The following is a 24,793-nucleotide window of genomic DNA, read 5'->3' on the forward strand; positions in this document are numbered from 1 at the left end:
AAATTATAAACTACAAATCATACAAGCCTGATCTTCGGGATCATCATCTTCTTGATCTCTCAAAGCATCTTGCCATTTTATTGTGTGAACACTCTTAGCATTACGATTTGAAGTGCGTGCTCCTTCTGTTTTTTCAGCATGGGCAACTACTTCTTCAAGCGTCTTACCTTGTACCCATGTATAACCTTGTCCTGATTCCTTTTCGATGCGAACAGCCTCGGCAAATAAGTCAGGATGTTCGCGCTTTAACCCTAACCATTCATCTTGACGTTGAAAGAAGCAGAAGTAGCAACCTGAACGACTACGCCACCGATAATATTCTGGAATACCAACAGTATTTTCCAAAATTCGGAAAATATCTGATCGAATCAATCCATCTTCCATAAAAGGAAAAACTGCTTGAATATTTTCTTTCTGGCTAATATAACCTTCTCTATTTTCATCTGCACGAATACCGATATAGGTAACAACCGGATCATTACCAACGAACTTCTCAAAGGGTTTGATCTTCATCATTGATGTACACCAACGCTGTCGAGGCGATGGCAGATAGTTGTTGTGTATTTTTAACCAATGTTCAAAATCTCGCTCAGGACTCAGTTTTTTAATTTCTTTGCCTAAGTAAGCTTCTAATTTGTCGAGAAAATCATAAACTTCCTGAAGTTCAGCACCCGTGTCAGTAAAGAAATATTCAACCCGGTTATGAATATCTGGGTAGTGATCTCGGAGATATATGGCGAGAGCAGCACTATCCTTACCGCCGGATAATCCGAGGACATGGCGTGAATCTTCAAGTTCTGAAGCTTCTTGTAGCGTCAAATGCTTAGTCATGTTTAATCTTACTCAATTGCTTGGATGCAACTACTTTGGGGTGTTGAGTTGTCTGATAATCACGCAAGAAATCATCCACTAATTCAGCTAGTACTGCAAGTTGCAATTCTTTATCCGCCCCAGATAATTGATCATTTAATCGACTTTTTAGCTCATCTGCGGCTTCTCGCTGCATTTTACTTATCGCAACAGGCTGTTGACGCTCTTTTTCACCTTTTTTTATTGATTTCAATAAGATGACATCAAATTCATCTTGGGTATTTTGCCTTTTTTGATCATGAATGCGTAAAGCCTCAAGATCAAGCATACGTCGAGAATATTCACTCAATCGCATATCTGCTTGTGCTTTATCGCCATCAAGCCATTTTTCCGGTGATTTCTTGCCAAGAAACATAAGGATGCTGATAAACCAATCGTGATCAACTTTATCCGAATTGGTCAGTCGGTTGATGAATGCTTTCAATCCGTCGGTATCTACCGTATATGTATCAAGTCCCACATAACGCCCTGTAATGCGTCGCATCTCAGGAATCGTAGCATTAGCTTTCAGGCGTAAAGCTTGTGCTAAGAGCTTTTGTTGATCATCTAACATCTTAGAGTAAGCATGTTTCAATGCACTTAGTGTGTCCTTGAGCCTTTCAACATAACCATCGAATTTGGTTTGTTCGGTTGCTCTTATATCGAAACCTAGTGCTTGGGGTATTCCCTCAAACAGTAATTGTTCGGGTGATTTAGATAAGTGGAATGCATTGCGGAATGCTTTGGCGTGTTCAGGTAAGTCACTAGTCTTTTGTGTGTATTCATTTAAACCTCCCACAAATGTAGCTAGTGGTTTGATAGCTTGAACTACCGTCCGAGTCTTACCATCGGTGAATAATGCGGTCATGTATTCTTTGAAGATGGTGGCGCGGATACCTTCAATTCTAAACAGTTGTACCTTGAACAGTTCCGGTGTTTTCACAAAACGCTCTAAGACATCTTTACTGAGTGTCGGGAGGTACTGACCATCTTCGTATAAAGCTAATTCATCTTGATGTACAAAGTAAGCCGCCAAATACAATACAGGCAACACACCATTTTTTAGACCAAACGGTGTCGAAGTTAAGATGCCATCCAGATCACTGAAAGGTCGAGCTTTCTGCTCAGTTGAATTCAGAAATTCCTCAATCTCTGCCCAAGTTGCTTGTATAGAATGACCGCTGGTAGGTGCAAAAAATCCCCATTTACCTGTGTCATCCTGCCGATGAATGCTGGACTCACGCAATAACGCAAGATACATAGCTTTCTCAGGCGGAAATTTTTCAATTCCTAAAGCTTCTTCATCTGGATGCAAAAGCATCATTTCAAGCAGTTTGTTACGCCCTGCGGCTGCTTGGCTAGATGGTTTGTCGCGGTTGATCAGTTCATTTTTGATCGTTGGGATTCTGCAATATAAGCTACCTAATATGTCAGATAGTTTGTTTTGAAACGCCCGTTTACCATCAATCTGAACAGGTTTACCTTGCCAATACCATTGGCTACGTTGAGGCTGCTCTAACAGCAGGTGAACTTGAGTTTCTTCCGCCTGTAGTGCCGATTGGTAGTAATCTCGGAACTCCCGCTGTGCGACCGGATCAGAATGCAGTTCTTGGGATTTGTTTTGCACGGCTTCTAATGCCAATACATCTGCAACTACATCACGTAGCGTTGCTGCATGAGGATATTTCACTAATACATCAAGCGGAGATGCATTAGAAACCACTTGCTTGATGAAGGTTTCATCGTCCTGCTGATCTTCAGCGAGATAGAAAACAATACGTGGAACACCTGCACTTTCGCCAAGTTGACTTACTGAACTAGCATCAATAAAAGCCGTCGTGAAATAGTGCATTGCTCCTTTTTGAATGGAGAATTTACGTGCAACAATCGGCATTCCACCATGTTGCTTACTGAGACGTTCTGCAAGGCTGAATACACCTAATTTGCCGCGTTCTTCCTGCAAACGAAGTTCCAAGTCAAAGTCACTACCTTGCCATACACGATACTCGTTGTTGTACTTGCGCAATTGTAGAACCGCACGCTTCTGCAAAACTTCCAATGCACTTGTGATAGCATCAGGGTCATGCAAACAATAATTTAGGATTTCCTTAGATGCTTTTAAACCTGCTTGTGCTCCGATGAGATTCAACAAACCTACGGTTTTCAGAACTTTTACAGCATCAGGATTGTCATCACCCAAACGCTCTAATGCAGTGACAACTTCTGTCCAACGGCGATGTGTAAGATGGTCAACAACAGCCGCAGGTTGGTTGCTGATAAAGTAATCGTAAATTTCCCAAGGGTAAATCCAATCACCAAGATGTTCTAAACGCTTGAGACTATCCTGAAACCCAAACGCTTCCGTGCTTCCCAAATAGTTAAATAAGGTGCGTTCATTTTGAGCCACTTTTTGGCAAAGTAGTGGTAACAACAATGCGCTGATAGGGTGTAACGGATAGCATTGTTGGAACAATTGACTCGCAGAATGCTTATCTAGTGTATTTGGTAAAGCCAGCCACTTGCTTAATAAAGCAGACAATTGTTCTGTTTCTTTTGTAATTGTTTTTGGCAGTTTTTTAGGTTGTTCAACTGCTTTACTGACAATCCGTAAAGTTTGCTCAGCAGATTCTAGGAAAGGGATAACTTCAAAACGTCCTTGAACTTTTGCCCATTCATTACGTTGAACCCGACCTAATCCACGCGCATATTGTTCAAACGATTGATGCAGCAACACGAACACTGACAGAATTGCACCGCGCTCATCCTCACAGCCTGTGTATGCCTGCTCTGCTAATGCTTGTAACAGGTAAATGTCGTTCGCTTCAGGATGGCGAGCTTCATACTCTAGGAACTTACCTAGCTCATCAATCACAATCAAAACACCGTAGCCTCCTGCACTAGCTACTGCTTCTTGTAACTGGTTGATCGTATCAATCGTTTCCGTAACAGTGATGTGATCTTGTGCAGATAATTGAGCTAATTGTTCAAGTACTAGCGGATACTGCCGTTCTTCACGAGAGAAGAAAGCCGTAGCTCCCTCATGTAATGATTTAGCAAGTCGTTTACTTAGTGGCTCAGGGCTGCCGGTCAAGAAAACCCTGCAATGCTCTAATGATTTCCCGTTTTCATCCCAAAATTGGTCAATAACCATCTCATTGCAACGTGCTAGGACTGCTTGAGCCGCATCTGTGGCTACATCATCTGCTGCGCCTAATAAGTGGGAAAGAAATACGGCAAAAGATGATTTTCCCGAACCATATGGCCCCATTAGTGTCCATGCGCGGGGCATACTTCTGACTGCTGTAATGGTTTCGCCAACACGCGCCAACGTATCCAATGCACGAGTGGTTGGAATATAGGCATTAACAACAGCTAGTGAGTCGGCATCGCGCTCAAGATTAATTGAACGGGTGTAGTTTGTATTGACTTGTATTTGTCCGGCCAAGCTCATGCTGCTGCCTCAAGAAAATTCGATTGTTCGTAGTAACTGCGTAAGTAGCTCATAGGCTCAAGTTGGACATCGCTTGTTCTGAAAAGCACCCTGACTCCTGCTGTTTCCTGAAACCTGAATGGGGTATCTTTTCTCTGCTCTAGTTTTTCTAACTTGTAGAGAAAAGCACTTTCAGTCAGACAGAAAACTGCTCCCGGTGCTGGATAGTCATTTTTGCCATACATCAAATCTTCGATAGCCAACGCCTTTTCTCCTGTTGCATTGAACAGCGATGCAACTGCATAAGCAAGGACCTCGATAGGCAAGTGACCATGATCGCCCACCTGTACCTTGTATGTTTTGTTGTCAGGCAATAATGATAAGAGTTTGATGGACGCAAACGGTGTATCTAAAAACTCGTCTGAAAACTGTTTGGCTTTCGGGCGAGCATCCGAATACATACGCAAAGCCACAGCGACATCATTTTTAAGCGTATTTTTAGATGGTTTTGTATGACTGTTCTGTCTTACAAAATCTATCAAAGAATCAATGGCTTGTTCCGATGTGAATTCTGGTTTGTGATAACGGTTGTACATCCAATAGGCACAAGTTGCCTGCTCAGGATTGCTTGCCATGTGCCAATGTAATAACCAAATTGTAGCTTCATCCTCAAGATAAGGATCGACACCTTCGTTTTCGTCAAAGATGAAATCACCTAGTTTTGTCGGTTGGTAGCCTGTTTCTGTTTTTTCGATGATTTGGGTAGCTTGCACCCAATAACGAATAGCATTGACCATATTTTTGCCAACGCCAAGTCTAACAGTCGCGTCATCTGCATCAAATACTGACGGGTCAACCACAACCTCTTGGTAGGCTTTGGTTAGCCAACTGTAACGCAAGGGAAATGTTTCATGCCTACCAAAAGACATTCTTTTAGGATTGAATTTCATGCAATCACTCGCTTCTTAGTTGTGTTTTCTTCGTGATGCACCGATGTGGCAAGGGATAGTGAAAGTTGTTGTTTGCCTTTGAGGAAAGATTCAACATTCTCCAAAAACCAGCTTTTCAAACTGACATTATTCATCATAAGCTGTTCATATAGTTCTTGTTTTGTTTCGGGGTTTATTTCAATGACAATCCTGCCACTCACGCCTCTTGCCATACCATTTTGCTCCATTGGCACTATGTTACATAACATGTTAAGTGTAACATTACACGGATGAGAGTAACATTCAAATTAGCTGATTTTTTGACAGTAAATAAAGGTGATAAGGCGAAGCTCATGATTCCTCAAAGACTTCTTCAGCATTTTTTCGACTTGAACGTATGGTATTCCGATGGGCGACGTAGACCCCAGAAACCATTGCTGTTGTTGCTGGCTCTAGCACGGGTTCAAGCTGGAAAGCCCCGTATGATTGCCTTTGATGAAATTGAGGAGAAACTCGAACAGGTCATTGAGGACTTTTCCCCCAGTCGCCAACCTCATCCAGAATACCCATTTTGGCACTTACGCTCAGAAAAAATTTGGGAAGTCCCACAAAGCCACACCATCCCTACAACATCATCTGGCGATGCAGACAGAAAATACCTCCGCGATCACAAGATACAAGGTGGTTTTAGCCAAGAAGCGTTTGCCTTGCTCTCATCCCATTCCGACCTGCTGGAACGAGCGGCGATGATCTTGCTGGACGACAATTTCCCCTCATCCATTCACCAAGACGTGTTGGATGGTGTCGGGCTGGAAATAGACGTGACATCAAGCATCATTCAATACAAGCACGGCTAATCCCAATTGCCTCATGCGCCACCTGCGTTTAAAGCAGCAAGCCGATTAGCCAGTTGCAGAAAGTAGTCTGTTGACCAGATGTTGAGTACTTTGGCATCAGGTATGAATTTCACAACATCCTGCTTGGCGCTGTCAAAATCTACTGCCATGATGCGCTGGTGTAACCGTACTTGTAGTTCAGTTTCTGACACAACTTCTTGGCGAATAGCACCGCTTTCATAAGCTCGTCTGGCGAAATGCGCCAGATTGGGTGAGACGTTATGGCGTATATACCACTCAAAATCGAACCAATCACGCCCCTTCACCCGATTTTTCCATTGACGGAATAGCAGTGCGTGTAACTTTCCGGCAAAAAGATCGGGCAGGGAAAAGCACTTGACGTAAAAAGAAAACGGTTGGAGTAGCAGCTTTTCTTCCGTAGCGAAACCCAGCGGTGGCAAGGTATCCACCTCAAACTTGATTTTGACCTTGCGGGCGCTGCTAATGTTCAGGCTGAACACTTGGGTGTTGTTCTTCAAAAAGGCTGATTCTATCTGGCTGTCCGTGGTCTTTTGTTTGGTCGTAATCTCTACATCCAAACCCAATGCCTTAAATTCAGCGATCACCGCTTTGAAGTACGGTTGCAAAGAAAATTCAGCATCCGGTTGCAACAGTGAAAAATCCAAGTCTTCAGAGAAGCGTGGCAAACCATGAAAAATCCGCAGGCAAGTGCCACCGTAAAAAGCGGCTTGCTCAAAAAAGCCTGCGCGGTTGAGACCTGCCAATGCTACTTCCTGCATGACTTCGCGAAGTGCTTGATCGTGTTGCTCGACATTGACCAATGGATAGCGGTTCAACATCTGTTCCAGCAAATTCACTGCCATTGTTTGATAGCCTCGTACAAATTGCCCAGCAATGCGGTTTTATGCCCTGATTGCCGATAGGCTGCGATGATTTCCAAGTTAATCATGCCTGATTCATCAGCATCAAAGCGCAGGTCATCCAGCAAGAAATATTGCATGGATTTGACAGAATGCACCCGTAAGTTGCGGCTCAGTACCAGTCTGTCACACAAAGCCTTGGCAGGTGCGGCAAGTAAGCAATAACCACCGCCTTCCACCGCCACTGATTCTAGGCCGATAGGGTACAGCCCGTCTGGCAGGTGTTGGTAGGAAAAGCGCCCCACATCCGTTTCGAGCGTTTGGCTTCGCCGCGTTGTCACTGAGGTGACTTCCAGCACCTTTTCGGGGATTAGTCCGTGATGCCATAAGGCGTAGTCCAGTGATACACAGGAAGGCCCATACAGCAGGTTGGCGACCAGCAGGCGCACAATTGGTTTCCCCGTCAATTCAGGTGAAACCACATACATACCGCGTTTCACGGGTAGTAGGACGCCTTCCTCCAGCCAGCGGGAAATCTTGTTATTGGGGGTTTTGTAGCCGTTGAGTACTGACAACAACGTTTGATGCATAACAGGAATGTTGCCAAAAGACTTAAGCTGTAACTCGGCATTTCGCATGACATAACCGTTGAAAATGTTTACTTGATTTGATTAAATCAAACTAAGCATGAGAAATCAACGTATGTTGCTAGGTTCTGAAACTACAGTAAGACCACATAAGCGCCGCCCTAATCAATGAAAAGGGCGGCTCGTATGTAAAAACGAAGTTCTACTTCAAATGCGGGAGTGGGCAATCAACACTTAGCGCGAAGCAAAATTATTGCTGCTGCCGAAGTAAACCCATTCCACCAAGTCATCGTGTATGTCCCGTGCACCGGGCGCACCGGGGTCATTGTGCAAAATGCTCACTACATACGGCAAGCCATTGGCGGCGGTGATAAAGCCTGCCAGCGCCTTCACATTTTTCAATGTGCCTGTTTTGAACTTGCCACGGCCTGCCAAGTTGGTCATGCGTTTCTTGACCGTGCCTTCCATGCCGATGGTTGCCATTGAATTCAGCATATCGCTACGGAAAGGGCTGTTATAAATGTCGATCAGCATTTCACCCATTTCACGGGCGGAAATGCGTTCCACACGGCTAAGGCCAGAGCCGTTTTCAATCCGTAAGTTCGAGAAGCGCAAACCACGGCTTTCCAACCATTGACCGACAGCCGCAGCACCTTTTTGGGTGGTTCCCGGTGCGCCAAGCTGTTTTGCGCCAACCGACAGGAGCAACTGGCGAGCCATGACGTTGTTACTGTCTTTGTTGATTTCCATGATGATTTCACGCAAAGGCGCGGACAGGTGGGTTTGCACCAATTGCGCCCCGGACGGCGTTGTGCCGATTTGCAGGCCACCGCCTAAGTTGCCGCCCATTTCAGCATTCCAGATACGCCAGAAGTCAGCGAACAGGTTGGCATTCAAATCGCGTGTATTGCGCGGTGCGAGGCGGCAAATGCGCTGGACTTGCCCAGCCTTACCCGGCATGTTGTAGCAACTGCCCCACTCACCGTACAGCAAAGCTTCGGGTTCAGCGTTATAGGCTGCACCTTCCGCACCATCAATCGTACCTTGGTTTTGCACATTGAAATAGGTTTTGTCGATGACGAAATTACCCGCGATATTGCGTACACCCCGCGCCCGCAGTGCTTGCAGCAATTGACGGAAGCCAGCTTCACGGAAATCGGGGTCGCCGTAACCTTTGATGATGACATCACCTTGCAGGGTATCGCCCGCCAGATTCCCGGTGGTATAGATTTCAGTCGGCCAACGGTAGTCAGCGCCCAATACGCCCAAGGCCGTATACGTTGTCACCAGTTTCATGGTGGAAGCGGGGTTACGTGGGGTGTCAGCATACGCAGTCAGGATCGGTTGCCCGCCATTTACCGGGCGGACATAAGCCCCCATGTTCTGCTCAGCCAAACCACGCAAGCGCAAGCTGCTGGCAATGCTATCCGGTAACTGGTTAAGCTTGCCCGGCCCACGATAAGCTTTGTCCCCGCCCGCAGAGGGCAGGTTAGTCGGTGATGCATCGCCACGCGGTGCGTGAGAGGCGTAACTTTGGTTGTGAGGCCGACCCTGTGGTCGGTAGGGAGCTACGTCATTGATGTATGACGAGTCAGCCGAAGCGCCAGAATCCTGTGGCGTCGGTTGTGAACTGCACGCTATAACAGAAATGGATAAAACGGTCATCGCCGCGATACGCCAATTCAGCATAAATCTCCCCCTGCTTAATCCTGTCAAAAAACCATAGCCTAGCGTAGAAGCAGACGCGCTAAAACTCAAGCCTATATGGCTTCCGCGCGAAAAATTATCCTCTCCGCTCGTCAGCGGGTTGCTTAAATTCTATAAAAATGTTCCCTCAAAGCGACAAACGTTGTGAATAAACAACGTTCTGAGACAGTAGACAAACAAATCGGGCGTGCTATTCTTGCGAAAAATTAACGTTATCCGTTTGGAGTATGAGGATGAAACCATCCACGACTGAGCTCATGAACCCGATAAAACGTTTGGGGCTGGGCATATTATTGGGGCTATCAATCTGTGCAAGTAACTTTCCTACCGACGCGGTAGCCAAGGGGAAGGTCACGGAAAAAACACAGACTAGCAAGAAAACCAAACACACCGTCAAAAAGTCTGAGGATAAAAAGGCCGAGAAGTCATCAAGCAAGGGCAAAGTGAAGTTGGCTAGCAAGTCTAGCAAACACAAGACCGATAAGGCTGACGCAGCGGATAAGCCATCAAGCAAGGGCAAAGCAAAGTTGGCGAGTAAATCTGCCAAACACAAGGCCGACAAAGCCGAGGAAGACAACAAGACAGCGAAAAAAGACAAAACCAGCAGGCACGCCAAACTTGCCAAGAAATACAAAAAATCATCAAAAGTTGCTGAAGTAAAAGCAACGCACAAGACCAAAACTTCCCGTAAAAGCACGGCTACCAAGCACAAGCTTGTCCGCACCCCGCCGACAAACCAGTACAACATCACTTTCGTTCCAGAAGGCACTGCTGAAGAAGCAGATACCCAAGCACAGGGGCGCTTGCTTCAGGTCGGTACTGCTTCCTATTACGGCGATGCCTTTGATGGTGGGCGTACCGCTAGCGGCGAACGTTTCGACCAAGACAAGTTAACTTGCGCCCACGGCAGCTTGCCGTTTGGTTGCAAAATCCGTGTCACTAACTTGCGCAACAACAAGTCAGTCCAAGTAAAAGTGAATGACCGGGGCGGTTTCGCCAAACACGGGCGCGTGCTCGACCTTTCCAAAGCGGCAGCGCGGGAAATTGGCATGGTCAATACCGGTACTGCCAAAGTCAAAATTGAAGTGCTGGAATAAGCCTCACTTACAGGAAGCGGCTGACTAAGATCATGTCGCTTTCCACCCCTTGCGGTAGCGGGATGCGCACTTTATGCCCGCTGCCGGGGGCGGTTTCCATCGGAATGCCATCAAGGTTTTCCATGCTTTCCAAGGTAGTTTCACGGTTGCCTTCCGGCAGTACCAGTTCCAAGCGGTCGCCGACGCTGAAACGGTTTTTCACATCCAGTTCAATCCAACCCTGTTCCTTATCCACGCTGATTGCTTCGGCAACGAATTGCTGCTGATGCCCGAGGGATGCGCCTTGCATGTAGTTTTGGTATTCGTGGGTATGGTGGCGTTCGTAAAAGCCGTCGGTGTAACCCCTGTTCGCCAAGTTTTCCAGCACGCCCAGCAGTTTGGGGTCGAAACTGCGTCCCGCTAGCGCATCGTCAATCGCTTGTTTATAGGTTTGCGCGGTGCGGGCAACGTAGTAGTGCGACTTGGTGCGGCCTTCGATTTTAAGGCAATCCACGCCGATTTCCGTGAGTTTCTGGACGTGTTCGATGGCACGTAAGTCTTTGGAATTCATGATGTACGTGCCGTGTTCGTCTTCCATCACGGGCATCAGTTCGCCGGGGCGGTTGGTTTCTTCGAGGAAATACACCTTGTCGGCGAGCGGGTGGCGTTCTTGCCCCCCCATCCCCAGCCCTTCCCCCGCACGCAGGGCATCCATTGGCAGGATGGCTTCCTTCGGTACAAATTTACCTTCCGCTGCTTCCACCGCTTCGGTGGTTTTGTATTCCCAGCGGCAAGCATTGGTGCAAGTGCCTTGGTTGGGGTCGCGGTGGTTGAAATACCCCGACAGCAGGCAACGCCCGGAATAGGCAATGCACAACGCGCCATGCACGAACACTTCCAATTCCATGTCAGGGCATTGCTGGCGGATTTCGGCGATTTCGTCCAGCGACAATTCGCGGGAAAGGATCACGCGGGTCAGGCCAATGCTCTGCCAAAATTTCACGGTGGCGTAGTTGACCGTATTGGCTTGCACGGAAAGGTGTACCGGCATTTCAGGCCATTTTTCGCGCACCAACATGATCAGGCCGGGGTCAGCCATGATCAGCGCATCCGGTTGCATTGCAATCACTGGGGCAATGTCGGCGAGGAATGTGCCAATCTTGCTGTTGTGCGGGGAAATGTTCGCGGCGACGAAAAACTGCTTGCCCTGCGAATGCGCTTCCGCAATCCCTAACGCCAACACTTCGTTTTTGAAGTCGTTATTGCGTACCCGCAGGGAATAGCGTGGCTGGCCTGCATAGACCGCATCCGCACCGTAGGCGAAGGCGTGGCGCATGGCTTTTAATGTCCCGGCGGGGGCGAGCAGTTCAGGGCGTTTCATGGGGCGAAATCCAATCCGTTACGTTAAGGCCGGGATTATATTCCCAAGCGGTGCGCTAGGCGAATGCCCTTGTTGCCATTAAAACGTCACGACCAACGGTGAATCTTGCACCTCCCATTGCCCCTTCGCCACATTTTCCCCCGTGCCGCTGTTGAACAGTAGGTAACTGTACTTGCCGTAATGCGGTAGTTTGGCAAGCATCCTATCCAATCCGTCAGGGGTGGAAGCATCCAGCAGCACCATATTTTGTTGCCCTGCCCGCAATGCCAGTGCCAGCGTGTGCAAGCCGCAGGTGTAATTGACACTGTTGAGGGTGTAGGCCGCATCCGTCAGGCGGAAGGGTTCCTTTGCCCGCTCCAGCAAGCCTTGCAAGGCAAGATTGTCACCGCCGAGCAAGATAACCGTGCCAGTATCGGGCAAAGGCTGGTCGTCATACTGCACCCGTAAGGTTTTATCGTGGGCTTTCAGCGCGTCCAACCAGCTTTCCCACGCGACTTGCATCGCGGCATCGGTTTTGCGTGACAGCACGTAAGTCTTGGTTTCCTTGCCATACAGCACGCCGATGGAGGCTGGCAATTCCGCCGGATCAGGCAGGCGGAACAGGTCGAAATCCGGGTCAAGTGCCAAACGCTTGGGTTTTGCAGGCAGTTTCAGGGTAAACGTCTGCTTGGCTTGGGTCATGTGCAAGGTTTCACGCTGTTCGGGCTGCTTGCTGTCGGTAAATTGCAGGCGGGCGGGAATATCCAGCGGAAAGGCTTTGCCCGCCTGCGTTTGTTCCAACGTCAGTTCAAGCTGGTAGTCGGAAGCGGCGGGTTTGAGCGTATGGCTGGCGATTTTCAGTTGCGGTGCACCTGTGGTTTCGAGCCATTCATGCTGGAAACTGGCATCCACCTGCAAGGCCGCGAGCAAATCACCGAACGTGGCGGGGCGGAAACGGAAGTCGCGGTAAAACCCCTTCAATCCAGTGAATAACTTTTCATCACCCAACTGGCGGCGTAGCATGTGGAACAACATCAGCGACTTGTCGTAACCGATGGCTTGGGTGGTGGCATCATGGCGGCTGCGGAAGCTGGCAAGTGGGAAATCGGCTTGTTCCCCAACGAACGTGGCGTACTTTTGCAAGGCAGCGCGGCGGTATTCAATACCTTCGCCCTGTTGCTCCTTGATGCGCTGGTCAGCCAGATAGGCGGTTAAGCCTTCCGACCAATTGCCGTGGCTGGCATCAACGTAGACCCCATTGCCCCACCAGTTGTGCAAAATTTCGTGCGGAAATGCACTGTCCAAAATGAACGGTAAACGCATCACACGCGACCCAAGTAAGGTAAACGATGGCATACCCCAGCCCGTTTCCCAAAAACTTTCTACCGTAGCGAACTTTGCATAAGGGTAATCCCCCAGTAATGCCGAATAACTGTCGATGTATTTTTGGCTGGTTTGCAGGTAACGTTTGGCTAAGGTTTCATCCGCTGTTTGTAAATACACCATTGCCGTGGCGTGCTTGCCGGATTGTTGGTAAACGTGAAACTTGCCTGCAATCAAGTGGATGCTGTCCTGCGGGTGGGTTTCACGCCAGCCTTGTGCGGTTTGTTCGCCTTGGCTGAGGCTGACCCAACCTTCCGGTAAGCGCATTTGTAAGTCGAAAGTATGCAGCGCGTCGGTAACTTGTGGATACCATTGGCTATTGCCATCAAGATACACGCCGCGTTCGTTGAGTAGCACGCACGTTTGGGTCAGCCATGCGCAATCCGGTGTTGAGGCCAACTTACCGCTGTACGTGAGGGTAATAGCCTGCTGTTCGGGCGGAAGTGTAATACTATAGCGGTTAGGGGCAAGCGTTTGGGTGCGGGGGCTGTTCAAGCTGAATGCTGACCCTAGCGTAAAGGCAAATTGCCCGTCGTGGCGCAGGGTGTCTGGTACTGTCAGCGTGTCTTCCACCTGTAAGGAACCCGTTTTGACATCAGGCATGACACGTAAGACATGATGCAACACCGGCAAGTTATCCGCTGCTACCGGAACCGGCAGGGATAAAATCATCAGGATAAAAAGATGTTTCAGAATCCACATAGATTGTTGACCAAAATGATGAACCATAAGTTATTGGTGGCCTGTTGCCTTGGCTTTACCCTGTTTGCTGCCAGCGGGCAAGCGGCGATGTTGGAACACCGTAGCCAGCCGGAAGTCCTCGCGTGGTTGGGGAACTACCAGCCGGAAGTCGTCAGTGCGGATAAGCGTTTACCTTTTCCTGCCCTGATGGATGCATTGGGTCATAACCGCGTGGTTTTTGTCGGTGAAACCCACGACCGTTACGACCATCACCTCAACCAGCTTGCCATTCTACAAGCATTGCACCAGAGAAACCCGCGACTTGCCATTGGGGTGGAGTGGTTCCAGCAGCCTTTCCAGCCAGTGGTCGATGATTTTCTCGCGGGCAAAATCGACGAAAATGAATTGCTGCGCCGCACGGCTTACTTTGACCGCTGGCGTTACGACTACCGCATGTTGCGCCCGATCATGGAATACGCCAAGGCCAACCATTTGCCGGTGATTGCGTTGAATGCCCCGGCGGAGTTGACCCGCAAGGTTTCCCACGGCGGTTTGCAAGCCCTGAGTCCGGCGGAACGGGCGCAGTTACCCGCCAGCATCAGCCCACCCGATGAGGCTTACCGCTCACGGTTGGCAAAAATTTTTGCGGAACATTCCGGTAAGCAGCAACTGGAGAATTTCGTGCAGGTGCAGCGGATTTGGGATGAAACCATGGCACAAAACATCAGCCGTTTCCTGCAACCCAATCCGGCGTGGCAGATGGTGGTGTTTTCCGGTTCCGGGCATATCAGCCACGGCGCAGGCATCCCCCAAGACGTGGCGCAACAAATGCCGGACATCAAGCTGGCAACCGTGGTCAGCAGTGATATGCGCGACATCCAACCGGACATGGCGGATTATTTTATCCTGACGCGCCCCTATTCCTTGCCGCCGACCGGCAAGTTGGGGGTATGGCTAAATACCATCGGTAAAACCGTGCAGATTGGTGAAATGGCGGCAGGCAGCGCGGCTCAGAAAGCCGGGCTGCAAACCGGCGACCGATTGGCAAGCCTAGATGGCATCGCCATTACTAGCATGACCGACCTGATGCTGACACTGGCGCAATATAAGCCGGGGCAGCAGGTGCAGGTGCAGGTGGCGCGTGCGGGTGAGACGAATTTGTCCGCCTATGCTGTGACCTTGCAGTAAAAATACTGGCTGGCGCGGAAGTGGCGAAATCCAGCGACCACGCAGGGCGCACGTCGGGTGTTTGCCTTTCCCGCAGCTTGTCCGGTTGCAGGTCAGCGACCACTAGCATTTCGCTATTGGCAGTACCTTCGCTGAGGATGCCTTCGTGGGAATAGGTGAAATCGCACGCACTCAAGATGGCATTTTGTGCGTACTGGCTGCCCATGCCCGCCACACCTTGCAAATGCCCCACATTGCCACATAGCGCAACATACACTTCATTTTCCATCGCCCGTGCTTGTGCCGCTTGGCGGATACGCAAATATTGGGTGCGTAATGCCGTGCTGAATGGGGTGAAAAATACCCTTGCCCCTTGGTTTGCCAACCGCCGCGCCAGTTCTGGGCTTTCAACGTCTTGCCCGATAAGGATGCCGACCGTGCCGCAATCGGTTTCAATAGCGTGGGCAAAGTTGCCGGAACAGGTGCTCCACGCTTGGCTTTCGTGTTGCGGAATCTGGATTTTGGATTGGCGGTGCAAGCTGCCGTCACGCAGCGCCACGAGGCAGACGTTTTCCACTTGCCCATTGGGGCGGCTGATCAGATGTGTGCCGCCGATAATATTGACACGGTGTTGGGTCGCTAGCCTGCGCAGGCTTTTTTCGATCTTGAAGGTATAATGGTGCAAGATGGCGAGCGCTTCACCGACAGTGAGCTTGCGGTGTTGCAGGGTGAGGAGCTGCAAGGTGAATAATTCCGGCAGTACGATGAAATCAGCCTGTTGTTCCGCTGCGGTAACAACCCAGTGCCCAAGCTGGTTGCTGAAATCCTCAAACGTGCTGAGTGGTTGTTGCCTATACTGCACACTTGCCACCCGTACATTCTCAGGAAAATGGGAAAGGTTTGCGCCACCCATAGATTTACCCCCAATTATCAAACGATTGATGATATTGAACGACTGTCAGTCTACACAGGTTGTTGTGGTAAATATAAGACAAAGTTTTTTAACCCCCATAAGCAGAATTACTGTACCGCCCGTCGGGTTTTCCTTGGAGGACAATATGCAAGCAGATTTTTGGCTAGAACGTTGGGAACAGAACCAAATCGGTTTCCATCAGGATGACTTTAACAACCACTTACAGGCTTTCTGGCACAAGCTGAATGTGCCTGCGGGCGGTCAAATTTTCGTGCCGCTGTGTGGCAAAAGCCGCGATATGTTGTGGCTGCGAGCGCAAGGTTTTCAAGTAACAGGGGTGGAACTTAGCCCGATTGCGGTACAGGATTTCTTTGCTGAAAACCGGCTGGAAGCGCAGGTGACGCAACAGGGCAAATTGGAACGCTGGGAAGCGGACGGTTTGGTCATCCTCTTGGGTGATTTTTTCAACCTGACAGCGGCGGATGTGGCGGATTGTGCCGGAGTCTTCGACCGTGCCTCACTGATCGCGTTACCACCGGAAATGCGGGCGCGTTATGCACAACATTTCAGCGCGATTTTGCCACCCCATGTACAAACCTTGCTGGTCACGTTGGAGTACGCGCAAACCGAAATGAAAGGCCCACCGTTTGCCGTGCATGAGGCAGAGGTGCGCAACGCTTATGAGGCAGCTTTCCGCGTCGAAAAGTTGTTTGAAACCAGTGTACTGGATGAAAGCCCCAGCTTCCGCCAACGGGGGCTGACGTGCTTGGATGAAAAGGTGTATTTACTGATGCCGCGCTGAAACGTTTAACGTTTATCACATTGGTCGGAACCGCATTGGCAGGAGGGTTTGCCCGGTTCCGGCACTAAATCCACCCCACCTTCGTGCCACGGGTTGCAGCGCCCAATACGGCGGATCGCCAGCCATGAGCCTTTCAACGCACCGTGTTTTTCGATGGCTTCTTTCGCGTAGTGCGAACAGGTGGGGTAAAAACGGCAGTTACTGCCCAGCATCGGGCTGATGAAAAACTGGTAGAAGCGGATGAGGAGCAGGAATGGGTATTTCATTGCGCCATTATAGCAACAATGCGAAACTCCGCCCAACACACAGTTAGTCCATCACAAAGAGCTTGCACCACATGAATATGGAACAATCGCTAGGTCTGGGCAAAAAGCACCATGACCCAGCGGCGGAACGCCGTCGCCTACAGCTTTACATCAACCTCAAACTTTCCTCGACCGGGCAGCCACCCGCGAATGCTGGCGATAACGAATTTCTCTCGATTGCCCACGATTTGCTGCAAAGTTACCGTGAGAAAAATCGCCTGCTGACTGGCTACTTATGCCCGGCTGACCAGCGTATCCAAAGTTTCCTCGACAGCTATTTGGAAGATTGTGGGGCGGAAGGCAAGGTACGCCTGCCCGGCAATAGCGTCGTGCTTGACCGCTACGGCGTGGCGCGGGAACTTTCTTTGCCGTCTGACAGCGACGAATTCAAGTCCGACATCATTTCCAGCTACCGCGTAAAACAGGGCATTTTGCACAATCCGGCGAATGACCGCCGCACCACCAAAGGCTCGTTCCACATTGCCGAAGGCGGTTTGCCGGTTCCCGGCGACAAAAAAGCCGTGCCGAAACTGGCGTTTGCGCGGATGTTGGCGCACGCCATGAACCCGCCGGATACCTTGTTGCAACTGCCATTCACTGCCAACGAAGCGCAACAGGCCAAGCTGTTCGTTTCCTTGCTGCTACGCCCGGTGGTCTGCCCGGAAATCCCCGGTGTGGAAGCGGAAAAAAGCATGGAAATCCGCTTTTTTGCCCCCGGCAATCTGGTCAGTAACCTCGATTTCGTCGAAAGCATTTTCGGCAATGCGGGCAACCCTTACCTGCCTGCACAAGATGCCGCGCTGGATGTGGATCATTGGACGGGGCATACCGGCTGCGTCATCCTTGCCCCGCACCTCACGCGCTTGACCAAAAAAGAGCTGGGTTTGCCGCACTACGACCAAGCCACGGAACGCCAACGCAAAGATGGCATGTGCTGGCAGGAGGCGGGCGAGCTTTACAACGACGGCAGTTCTTTCAAAGTCACTGCCCGCGACACACGCGGGGTGATTGTCACCATCCTCGCCGACAACTATTACGGCTACTGCAAGAAAGAAGTCAAAACCCAGATCAGTTACGCAGCCAACCTGTTCGGGCTGGCGGAGGAAGAACATGCGGGGGGCGCACTGGCTTTCCAACGCCGCAACCACGGTGAGGAATACGGCGCGGATAGCCGTACCCGCAAACGCCCGGAAATTTACAATTTTGAGCGCATGGTGGCGGAATACGGTGCACGCATGGATGTGCAGCCGGAAGGTTACGCCATCGACAAAGCGCACCCCGACCTGATTTATCTGCCGCTCGACATCCGCATGGATTTGCGCACCCAAACCATCCGCTGGAAAAATGCCACGGGCGAACACTGCATCAAGCTGCGCCCCGGCAAGGTTTACATGCAGCCCAACGGTTACAAAACCGAGATGCAGAAACACCCTTCTGCCCCTAGCTGGCGCATTATCGGCACGGATGCGGAAGGCACGTTCTGCCACAAGCCGTGCACCGTTTCCGGCGGCGGCAAATCGGAAATTTCCAAGTCGCTGAATGACGCAGTAATCTACGGCCCAGTATTCGTGCAGGATTTCGAGGATGACATGGATCAGGTCGAAATCATTTTCAACCACGATTACACCCAGCGCCTCAAGCCGGAATTCGCCGACGAAGACAGCGACCCAACCCGCCAGCCGCTTAGCCCGGAACGCAGCCTCGGTTCGGTGATCAAGCTGCTTACCCCTTCGCCCAGCAATACCGACGAATACAACTCGTGGCTGGCGAGCATCCCTCCACGCATCCTTTCGCAAGCCTTCATCATCAAGCGCATGTATAAACCGGGGTCGGGCAGCAACTGGCGCAAGCATTTCTCGGTGGATGTGATTAACGGAATGCCGGGCAATGCGCTGAAACACAACGGGCGCGAACTGGTCGCCTCTTACCTGCGTGTCGGCTTGGATAAGGCGGGTAACTGGCACACCTACAAAGTCCGCCAAGATTTCATCGCCACCGAAAAAGTGCAGATGGAAGACGACATCAGCGCGTCGGTGGTGGTGAGTGGCGACGTATTGCCCAACCGTTCACCGAAATCATCCAATTCCAGCGTCAAACTGGTGAAAAACTGCGAATACCGCCTGTTCCAGCGCCCGGATGAAGCCATCCATCGCGGTTTCGACAAGCAAACCGAACACGATATGGCGCAACCGGACAATTTCATTGCCAACTTTGAGCCGTTGAAAGGCGACTCACTCACTGAAATCGTTGAGGATGTGGTCGAATTCCAGCAATACACCGACCCGATGCGTAACTTGCTGCAAACGGCGAATGAGTCCGGCGAATACGTGGTGTCTTCCGCCAACCCGCGTTTGGTGAATGGCAAACCCAGCCAGAATCCGCGTTACCTGCAAATCCGCCCTGACCTGCAACAGCCCCTACGTAAGTATGTCGCGGAAATGGGGGCGCGTTTCCTGCGGCGTGTGCCGCTGAACCAACCGCTGATGACGCCGGTTGATGCGGTGCTGACCGGGCGGCGTAACAACCCGCCGGAAAAGGGCATCCGTCCTCTGGCGGTGTTTAACCCGATCCATTATCAGGAATTGCCGGAACTGTTCATGGATTTCATTTGCAGCGTGACCGGCAAATCGCCCTCCACCACGGGTGCGGGCAGCGAAGGCGCATTGACCAAAGGGCCTTTCAACGCTTTGCGCACCACCGCTGACCTGAACAATGCGCTGGTGTCGTTCATCATCAGCGGTTACGCGGGTTTTTCCAGTGCGGCTGGGTATATCGGTGCAAACCTGCGCGTTGACCACGACATCAGTTTGCTGATCCCGGAAATCTGGGCGCGGCTGCGTGAACACGAGCGTGATCCGCGTTACCTGATTGAACATGGCTATTTGGAAAAGCTGGAAGATTTCGAGTACCAAGGCCAACCCGTGCTGGCAAGCCGTTTGGGCTACCGCATTACCGACCGTTTTGTTGCCACGTTTATGGGTAAAATCTTCGACAATCCGGCGGTGGTATTCGGCGAAAACACCCTCAAGCCAGAAACGCAGGGCATGGATGTGTTCGTGGATGGCATCAACAATATCGTCGAAGCGCAGCAACACGTCGCGCAAGCCTATCTGGATGACGGCAGCATCGAAGACGCTTGCCCGCCGCTGCAAGCTTTGTTGCACATCATGGCAACTGGCAGTTATCAGGGGAAAAATGCGCACCATCCCGACATCCGCGCCCTGTTTACCCGCGATGTCATGCTGAATTCCCGCTGGTATCAGCAACGTTTGCTGACCAAACAGCAGCGCGATATTGCTTTGTGGGAACGCCATTGCCACGACCTGCAAGCGTTTCTTGGCAAGGAAACCCATCAGGATGTGGCGGAAAAGATGGACATTGCCGGACGTTTGCAGCACGCACAGGCCAAGCTGGCGCATATCTGTACCCCGGAATACTTGCGCAGTTTGGAAGGGACGATTGGCGCGGATTTGTTGGGGGGCTACGCTTAGGCGTTAACCGAGCATCGCAAACAACGCTGCCAGTAAAGCGCGGTCAGGGGCGTTACCCAGCGATTGCTCAGCCGCGTGCAATACTTGGGTGCTCATGCGGTTACCGCTGGGCTATCGAAGCCTTGCAGCGCGGCTAGCTGGTGTTGTTGGGTGTCCGGCACGGTCGCCCGTTCTGGCAACGTTGGGGGCTTGACGTTCGACCGTGGCTTAAGTGTAGTAATCCTTCGGACAGTTTACACAGCAAGCGCCCCTACGCGGAACGTGCATAATCCGTTATGCTGTCTCCTTTAATACGTACAACGACGAAGTATTCATGCAGACCACCCCATCTTTTGCCGATTTTGCCCTCGCTGAACCGCTGTTACAGGCGGTACAAAAAATGGGGTTTACCCAGCCTACCAGCGTGCAACGCGAGGCAATCCCCCGCGCCCTGATGCGCCGTGACTTGCTGGTCAGTGCTGAAACGGGCAGCGGTAAAACTGCCGCGTTTTTGCTGCCCACCCTGCATCATCTGCTCAGCCAGCCTTCCGACGAATACGGTACTCGTGCTTTGGTGCTGGTTCCGACCCGCGAGTTAGCGAAGCAAATTTTCCAGCAATGCCAGCAGTTGTTGGAGTTCTGCAATTTGCAGGTGGGGGTTATTACGGGTGGTGCAGATTTCCGCCAACAGCAGAATATGTTGCGTAAAAATACCGAAATCGTGATCGCCACCCCCGGTCGCTTACTGGAATTGATGGCAGAACAAACCCCCGATTTTTCCCATCTGGAAGTGCTGGTTTTGGATGAGGCTGACCGGATGCTGGAAATGGGGTTCAGTAAAGAGCTGCAAGCCATTGCCGCGCAGTGCAATAAACAACGCCAAACCCTGTTGTTTTCCGCCACCTTAAACCACGAAGGCATCATTAAAATCGCCGAAAGGGTGTTAAACGCGCCTGAAATGGTGGGGCTGAACACCCTGCGCGACCAACATAAAAACATTGAGCAGCAAGTCGTCCTCGCCGATGACACCGCGCACAAGCAACGTTTGCTGGCATGGTTGCTGCTGAATGAAAATTTCACCAAAGCCTTGGTGTTCACCAATAGCCGGGCGCAAGCGGATAGTCTAAGCGGTACATTGCAAGCACAAGGCGTGCGTTGCGGGGTGCTGCACGGCGATATGGATCAAAAAAACCGTAACCGCATCATGGCACTGTTCCGCGACGGCGTGATCAGCACTTTACTTGCGACTGATCTTGCCGCACGCGGCTTGGACATCCCCGGTGTGGAATTGGTGGTCAATTTTGACGTGCCCCGCACGGGCATCCATTACATCCACCGCATCGGACGTACTGGGCGCGGCGATACACCGGGTTTGACCATTGCCTTGGTCAAGAGCACCGAATGGAATTTGATGGTCGGTATCGAGCGGTTTTTGCGTCAAAATTTCAAACATCGTACTATTGAAGGCTTGGAAGGCCAGTATACCGGCCCCAAAAAACTCAAAGCCTCCGGTAAAGCGGCGGGCAGCAAAAAGAAAAAACTTGCCAAAAAAGCGGCAGCAACCAAAAAAGGGAAGAAGCGTTAATCATGTCTAAACCCATCAACATCCCCATCATCAAAGTCCCGCCCACCGCGCTGATTGAGTCGCTGAACCCGCATTACACGCCCGAACAAAAAGTGGTGGTGAAGGACAAAATCAAACGCCTGCTCAAAGAGCAAGATGCAGTGCTGGTGGCGCATTACTACGTCGAACGCGATTTGCAGGAGTTGGCGGAAGAAACTGGCGGTTACGTTTCCGACTCGCTGGATATGGCGAAATTCGGCAACGAACACCCTGCGACTACGTTGATTGTTGCGGGGGTGCGTTTCATGGGCGAAACCGCGAAGATTTTGAACCCCGAAAAGCGCGTATTGATGCCAACGCTGGAAGCCGAATGTTCGCTCGATTTGGAATGCCCCGCCGACCAATTCATCCCGTTTTGCGACGAAAATCCTGACCGCACCGTCGTGGTGTATTCCAATACCAGTGCGGAAGTGAAGGCGCGTGCCGATTACGTCGTGACCTCCAGCATTGCGGTGGAGTTGGTGACATGGCTGGATGAACAGGGCAAGAAAATCCTCTGGGCGCCTGACAAACATTTGGGCAACTACATCCAGCGCCTTACCGGGGCGGATATGTTGCGCTGGCAAGCCGCTTGCGTGGTGCATGACGAATTCAAATCCCGCGCTTTGGGTAAGTTGATTGAGGAATACCCCGACGCAGGCGTGCTGGTTCACCCCGAATCGCCGGAAGAAATCATCAAGCTGGCAGATGCAGTCGGTTCCACCACCCAAATCATCAAAGCAGCGCAAACCTTGCCCAATAAGCGTTTCATCGTGGCGACCGACAGCGGCATTTTCTACAAAATGCAGCAAGCCGCACCGGACAAGGAATTTATCGCCGCGCCGACCATGGGCGAGGGTGCTACCTGCCGCAGTTGTGCGCACTGCCCATGGATGGCAATGAACGGTTTGCACAACTTGCTGAAAGTGTTGGAAACGGGTGAAAACGAGATTTTCGTAGATGAAGACATCCGCGTGAAAGCCTTACGCTCTACACAGCGGATGTTGGATTTCGCCAAGATGCGGCGTTAAGCCTGTTCCCGCGCTATCGCCCGATGCCCGATGTCGGTGCGGTAGTAAACGCCATCCCACTGGATTTCATGCACCAGTGCATAGGCGTTAGCTTGCGCTTCGGTAACGGTGTTGCCCAAACCGACGGCGCACAGCACGCGCCCACCGTTGGTGACGACTTGCCCATCCTGCTCTGACGTTCCTGCATGGAATACTTTGCCGTCGAGCTTCGCCGCTGCATCTAACCCGTTGATCACGTCGCCTTTACGGTAAGTGTCTGGGTAACCACCTGCTGCCAATACCACGCCTAAAGAAGCGCGGCTGTCCCATTGTGTCGTGACCTGATCCAGCCGTTCATCCAGTGCCGCTTCCAATAAATCGACGAAATCGGATTGCAAACGCACCATGATCGGTTGGGTTTCTGGGTCGCCGAAACGGCAATTGAATTCCAGCACTTTCGGCACGCCTTGCGGGTTGATCATCACGCCTGCGTACAAAAAGCCCGTGTAGGGGATGCCATCTGCTGCCATGCCGCGCACGGTGGGGTAAATCACTTCCTGCATGATGCGCTCGTGCATCGCGGGTGTGACCACTGGCGCGGGGGAATACGCACCCATGCCGCCGGTATTTGGCCCTTTGTCGCCGTTGTCGCGGGCTTTGTGGTCTTGGGAACTTGCCATCGCCAGTACGTGTTCGCCATCCACCATCACGATGAAACTGGCTTCCTCGCCGAGCAGGAATTCCTCAATCACCACGCGGCTACCCGCAGCACCGAAAGCATTGCCTGCCAGCATGTCATTGACCGCTGCAATGGCTTCATCTTCCGTTTGCGCCAGAATCACGCCTTTGCCCGCCGCCAAACCATCAGCTTTCACCACAATCGGTGCACCCATCTTGCGGATATACGCTACGGCGGGTTCGATCTCGGTGAAATTGGCATAATCAGCGGTAGAAATCTGATGTCGTGCGAGGAAGTCTTTGGCAAACGCTTTGGAAGATTCCAGTTGCGCCGCTTGTTGGGTAGGGCCGAAACAACGCAAACCCGCCGCACGGAATTTATCCACGATACCTTTGGAAAGCGGGGCTTCGGGGCCGACCACGGTCAAACCGATACTGTTTGCTTGCGCGTATTGCACCAGCGCATCCACGTCTTCCGCTGCAATTGGCAGGTTGCGCATGTTCGGTTCCAGCGCAGTGCCTGCATTGCCGGGGGCTACCAGCACTTCGCTTACGCGCCCGGATTGGGCAATTTTCCACGCCAGCGCATGTTCGCGCCCACCGCCACCGACTACCAGAACTTTCATGTTTGCTCCCTAAATCCTGAAAAACGCACCATTAAAGCGGGATTAGGTAGCTGTTTCAATAGCTCATGCGTTAAATGTCAGGATGTGTTCAAGCCGGAAATGGATTCGTCCGGGAGTTAGAAATGTACTATTGTGGAATTTTACTGGTAGCCGCCTTGTTAGGCGGGTGCAAAAATGAGACCTCTCCCCCGCAAGTGGCGGAGCTTCCGCCTGCACGGGTGGTGGCGACGGTTTATGCTGTGCATTCAGACACGGGTAATACCGCGTGCTACCGTGCGCCGGATGCGGCCTCACCCCTTGTCAGCACGCTCAGTAATGGACAACTGGCGGATTTGGTATCCATGCAGGAGGGTGTCATCAAAAATGGCAACGATTACTGGTTGCACATTTACCCGCGCCTCGGGCATCGGCCCAGTTGCTATATCAACATCAACCAGCTTGTGCCGGTTTCGTAAAAGCTTTGTTATGCTGTCAGCCTTAGTTACACACACATGATAAGC

General features: G+C 51.2%; 20 protein-coding genes. 8 read left to right on the plus strand and 12 right to left on the minus strand.

Annotated features, from left to right (window positions below; all coding sequences use genetic code 11):
- Positions 1-3: 3 nt before the first annotated feature.
- From PHE17_RS01665 to PHE17_RS01680, 4 genes are read right to left on the minus strand one after another with little or no spacing between them, the layout of a single operon-like run.
- Positions 4-831, minus strand: coding sequence for a phosphoadenosine phosphosulfate reductase family protein (locus tag PHE17_RS01665; RefSeq protein ID WP_301014072.1), 828 nt, complete (start codon positions 829-831; stop codon positions 4-6).
- Positions 824-4,300 (minus strand): hypothetical protein, encoded by a 3,477-nt coding sequence (locus PHE17_RS01670; RefSeq protein WP_301014073.1) that lies wholly within the window; start codon positions 4,298-4,300, stop codon positions 824-826. The genes PHE17_RS01665 and PHE17_RS01670 overlap by 8 nt, the downstream gene beginning before the upstream one ends.
- A complete protein-coding gene (locus PHE17_RS01675) occupies positions 4,297-5,229 on the minus strand; it encodes a DUF4007 family protein (RefSeq protein WP_301014074.1) in 933 nt (310 codons plus the stop codon). The genes PHE17_RS01670 and PHE17_RS01675 overlap by 4 nt, the downstream gene beginning before the upstream one ends.
- The gene (locus PHE17_RS01680) at positions 5,226-5,441 is read right to left on the minus strand and encodes a hypothetical protein (RefSeq protein ID WP_301014075.1); all 216 of its coding nucleotides are present in this window, start codon (positions 5,439-5,441) and stop codon (positions 5,226-5,228) included. Before PHE17_RS01680 ends, PHE17_RS01675 begins: the two co-directional genes overlap by 4 nt.
- A gap of 249 nt (positions 5,442-5,690) precedes the next feature.
- Here PHE17_RS01680 and PHE17_RS01685 point away from each other — a divergent pair, with 249 nt between their 5' ends.
- Positions 5,691-6,065, plus strand: a complete 375-nt coding sequence (locus PHE17_RS01685) for a hypothetical protein (RefSeq protein ID WP_301014076.1) — start codon at positions 5,691-5,693, stop codon at positions 6,063-6,065.
- An 11-nt stretch (positions 6,066-6,076) separates the two neighbouring features.
- Here the strand turns inward: PHE17_RS01685 and PHE17_RS01690 are convergent, their stop codons facing one another.
- From PHE17_RS01690 to PHE17_RS01700, 3 genes are all read right to left on the minus strand, one after another.
- A complete protein-coding gene (locus PHE17_RS01690) occupies positions 6,077-6,928 on the minus strand; it encodes a nucleotidyl transferase AbiEii/AbiGii toxin family protein (protein ID WP_301014077.1) in 852 nt (283 codons plus the stop codon).
- Positions 6,919-7,515 carry a hypothetical protein gene (locus tag PHE17_RS01695; protein WP_301014078.1) on the minus strand — a complete coding sequence of 199 codons (597 nt, stop codon included), beginning with the start codon at positions 7,513-7,515 and terminating at the stop codon, positions 6,919-6,921. Before PHE17_RS01695 ends, PHE17_RS01690 begins: the two co-directional genes overlap by 10 nt.
- A 231-nt stretch (positions 7,516-7,746) precedes the next feature.
- Positions 7,747-9,201: a D-alanyl-D-alanine carboxypeptidase gene (locus PHE17_RS01700; protein WP_301014079.1), complete on the minus strand. Its 1,455-nt coding sequence runs from the start codon at positions 9,199-9,201 to the stop codon at positions 7,747-7,749.
- A gap of 275 nt (positions 9,202-9,476) precedes the next feature.
- On the opposite strand from PHE17_RS01700, the gene PHE17_RS01705 reads away from it, so the two are divergent.
- Positions 9,477-10,316: a septal ring lytic transglycosylase RlpA family protein gene (locus PHE17_RS01705; RefSeq protein WP_301014080.1), complete on the plus strand. Its 840-nt coding sequence runs from the start codon at positions 9,477-9,479 to the stop codon at positions 10,314-10,316.
- Between the two features lie 7 nt (positions 10,317-10,323).
- Here PHE17_RS01705 and yegQ read toward each other — a convergent pair whose 3' ends face one another.
- Together yegQ and PHE17_RS01715 are read right to left on the minus strand one after the other, a co-directional pair.
- A complete protein-coding gene (gene yegQ / locus PHE17_RS01710) occupies positions 10,324-11,676 on the minus strand; it encodes a tRNA 5-hydroxyuridine modification protein YegQ (RefSeq protein WP_301014081.1) in 1,353 nt (450 codons plus the stop codon).
- Between the two features lie 78 nt (positions 11,677-11,754).
- Positions 11,755-13,740, minus strand: a complete 1,986-nt coding sequence (locus tag PHE17_RS01715) for a M1 family aminopeptidase (protein ID WP_301014082.1) — start codon at positions 13,738-13,740, stop codon at positions 11,755-11,757.
- On the opposite strand from PHE17_RS01715, the gene PHE17_RS01720 reads away from it, so the two are divergent.
- Positions 13,723-14,907, plus strand: coding sequence for a ChaN family lipoprotein (locus PHE17_RS01720; RefSeq protein WP_301014083.1), 1,185 nt, complete (start codon positions 13,723-13,725; stop codon positions 14,905-14,907). The two genes, PHE17_RS01715 and PHE17_RS01720, sit on opposite strands and share 18 nt — an antisense overlap.
- Here the strand turns inward: PHE17_RS01720 and PHE17_RS01725 are convergent.
- Positions 14,789-15,799 carry a nitrilase-related carbon-nitrogen hydrolase gene (locus tag PHE17_RS01725; protein ID WP_301014084.1) on the minus strand — a complete coding sequence of 337 codons (1,011 nt, stop codon included), beginning with the start codon at positions 15,797-15,799 and terminating at the stop codon, positions 14,789-14,791. The genes PHE17_RS01720 and PHE17_RS01725 overlap by 119 nt on opposite strands.
- 145 nt (positions 15,800-15,944) lie before the next feature.
- Here PHE17_RS01725 and PHE17_RS01730 point away from each other — a divergent pair, with 145 nt between their 5' ends.
- Positions 15,945-16,601: a thiopurine S-methyltransferase gene (locus PHE17_RS01730; RefSeq protein WP_301014085.1), complete on the plus strand. Its 657-nt coding sequence runs from the start codon at positions 15,945-15,947 to the stop codon at positions 16,599-16,601.
- A gap of 5 nt (positions 16,602-16,606) precedes the next feature.
- Here PHE17_RS01730 and yidD read toward each other — a convergent pair whose 3' ends face one another.
- Positions 16,607-16,867, minus strand: coding sequence for a membrane protein insertion efficiency factor YidD (gene yidD / locus PHE17_RS01735; RefSeq protein WP_301014086.1), 261 nt, complete (start codon positions 16,865-16,867; stop codon positions 16,607-16,609).
- 71 nt (positions 16,868-16,938) lie between these two features.
- Here yidD and PHE17_RS01740 point away from each other — a divergent pair, with 71 nt between their 5' ends.
- From PHE17_RS01740 to nadA, 3 genes are all read left to right on the plus strand, one after another.
- Positions 16,939-20,397, plus strand: coding sequence for a hypothetical protein (locus PHE17_RS01740; protein WP_301014087.1), 3,459 nt, complete (start codon positions 16,939-16,941; stop codon positions 20,395-20,397).
- Positions 20,398-20,710: 313 nt separating this feature from the next.
- A complete protein-coding gene (locus tag PHE17_RS01745; protein WP_301014088.1) occupies positions 20,711-21,961 on the plus strand; it encodes a DEAD/DEAH box helicase in 1,251 nt (416 codons plus the stop codon).
- 2 nt (positions 21,962-21,963) lie between these two features.
- Positions 21,964-23,010, plus strand: a complete 1,047-nt coding sequence (gene nadA / locus PHE17_RS01750; protein WP_301014089.1) for a quinolinate synthase NadA — start codon at positions 21,964-21,966, stop codon at positions 23,008-23,010.
- Here the strand turns inward: nadA and purD are convergent.
- The gene (gene purD, locus PHE17_RS01755) at positions 23,007-24,293 is read right to left on the minus strand and encodes a phosphoribosylamine--glycine ligase (protein WP_301014090.1); all 1,287 of its coding nucleotides are present in this window, start codon (positions 24,291-24,293) and stop codon (positions 23,007-23,009) included. The genes nadA and purD overlap by 4 nt on opposite strands.
- Positions 24,294-24,415: 122 nt before the next feature.
- Here purD and PHE17_RS01760 point away from each other — a divergent pair, with 122 nt between their 5' ends.
- Entirely contained in the window at positions 24,416-24,748 is a 333-nt protein-coding gene (locus PHE17_RS01760) for a hypothetical protein (RefSeq protein ID WP_301014091.1), read from the plus strand.
- Positions 24,749-24,793: the final 45 nt, after the last annotated feature.

It is taken from the genome of Thiothrix sp., from assembly GCF_028714775.1.
In the GTDB taxonomy this organism is placed as follows: Bacteria; Pseudomonadota; Gammaproteobacteria; order Thiotrichales; family Thiotrichaceae; genus Thiothrix.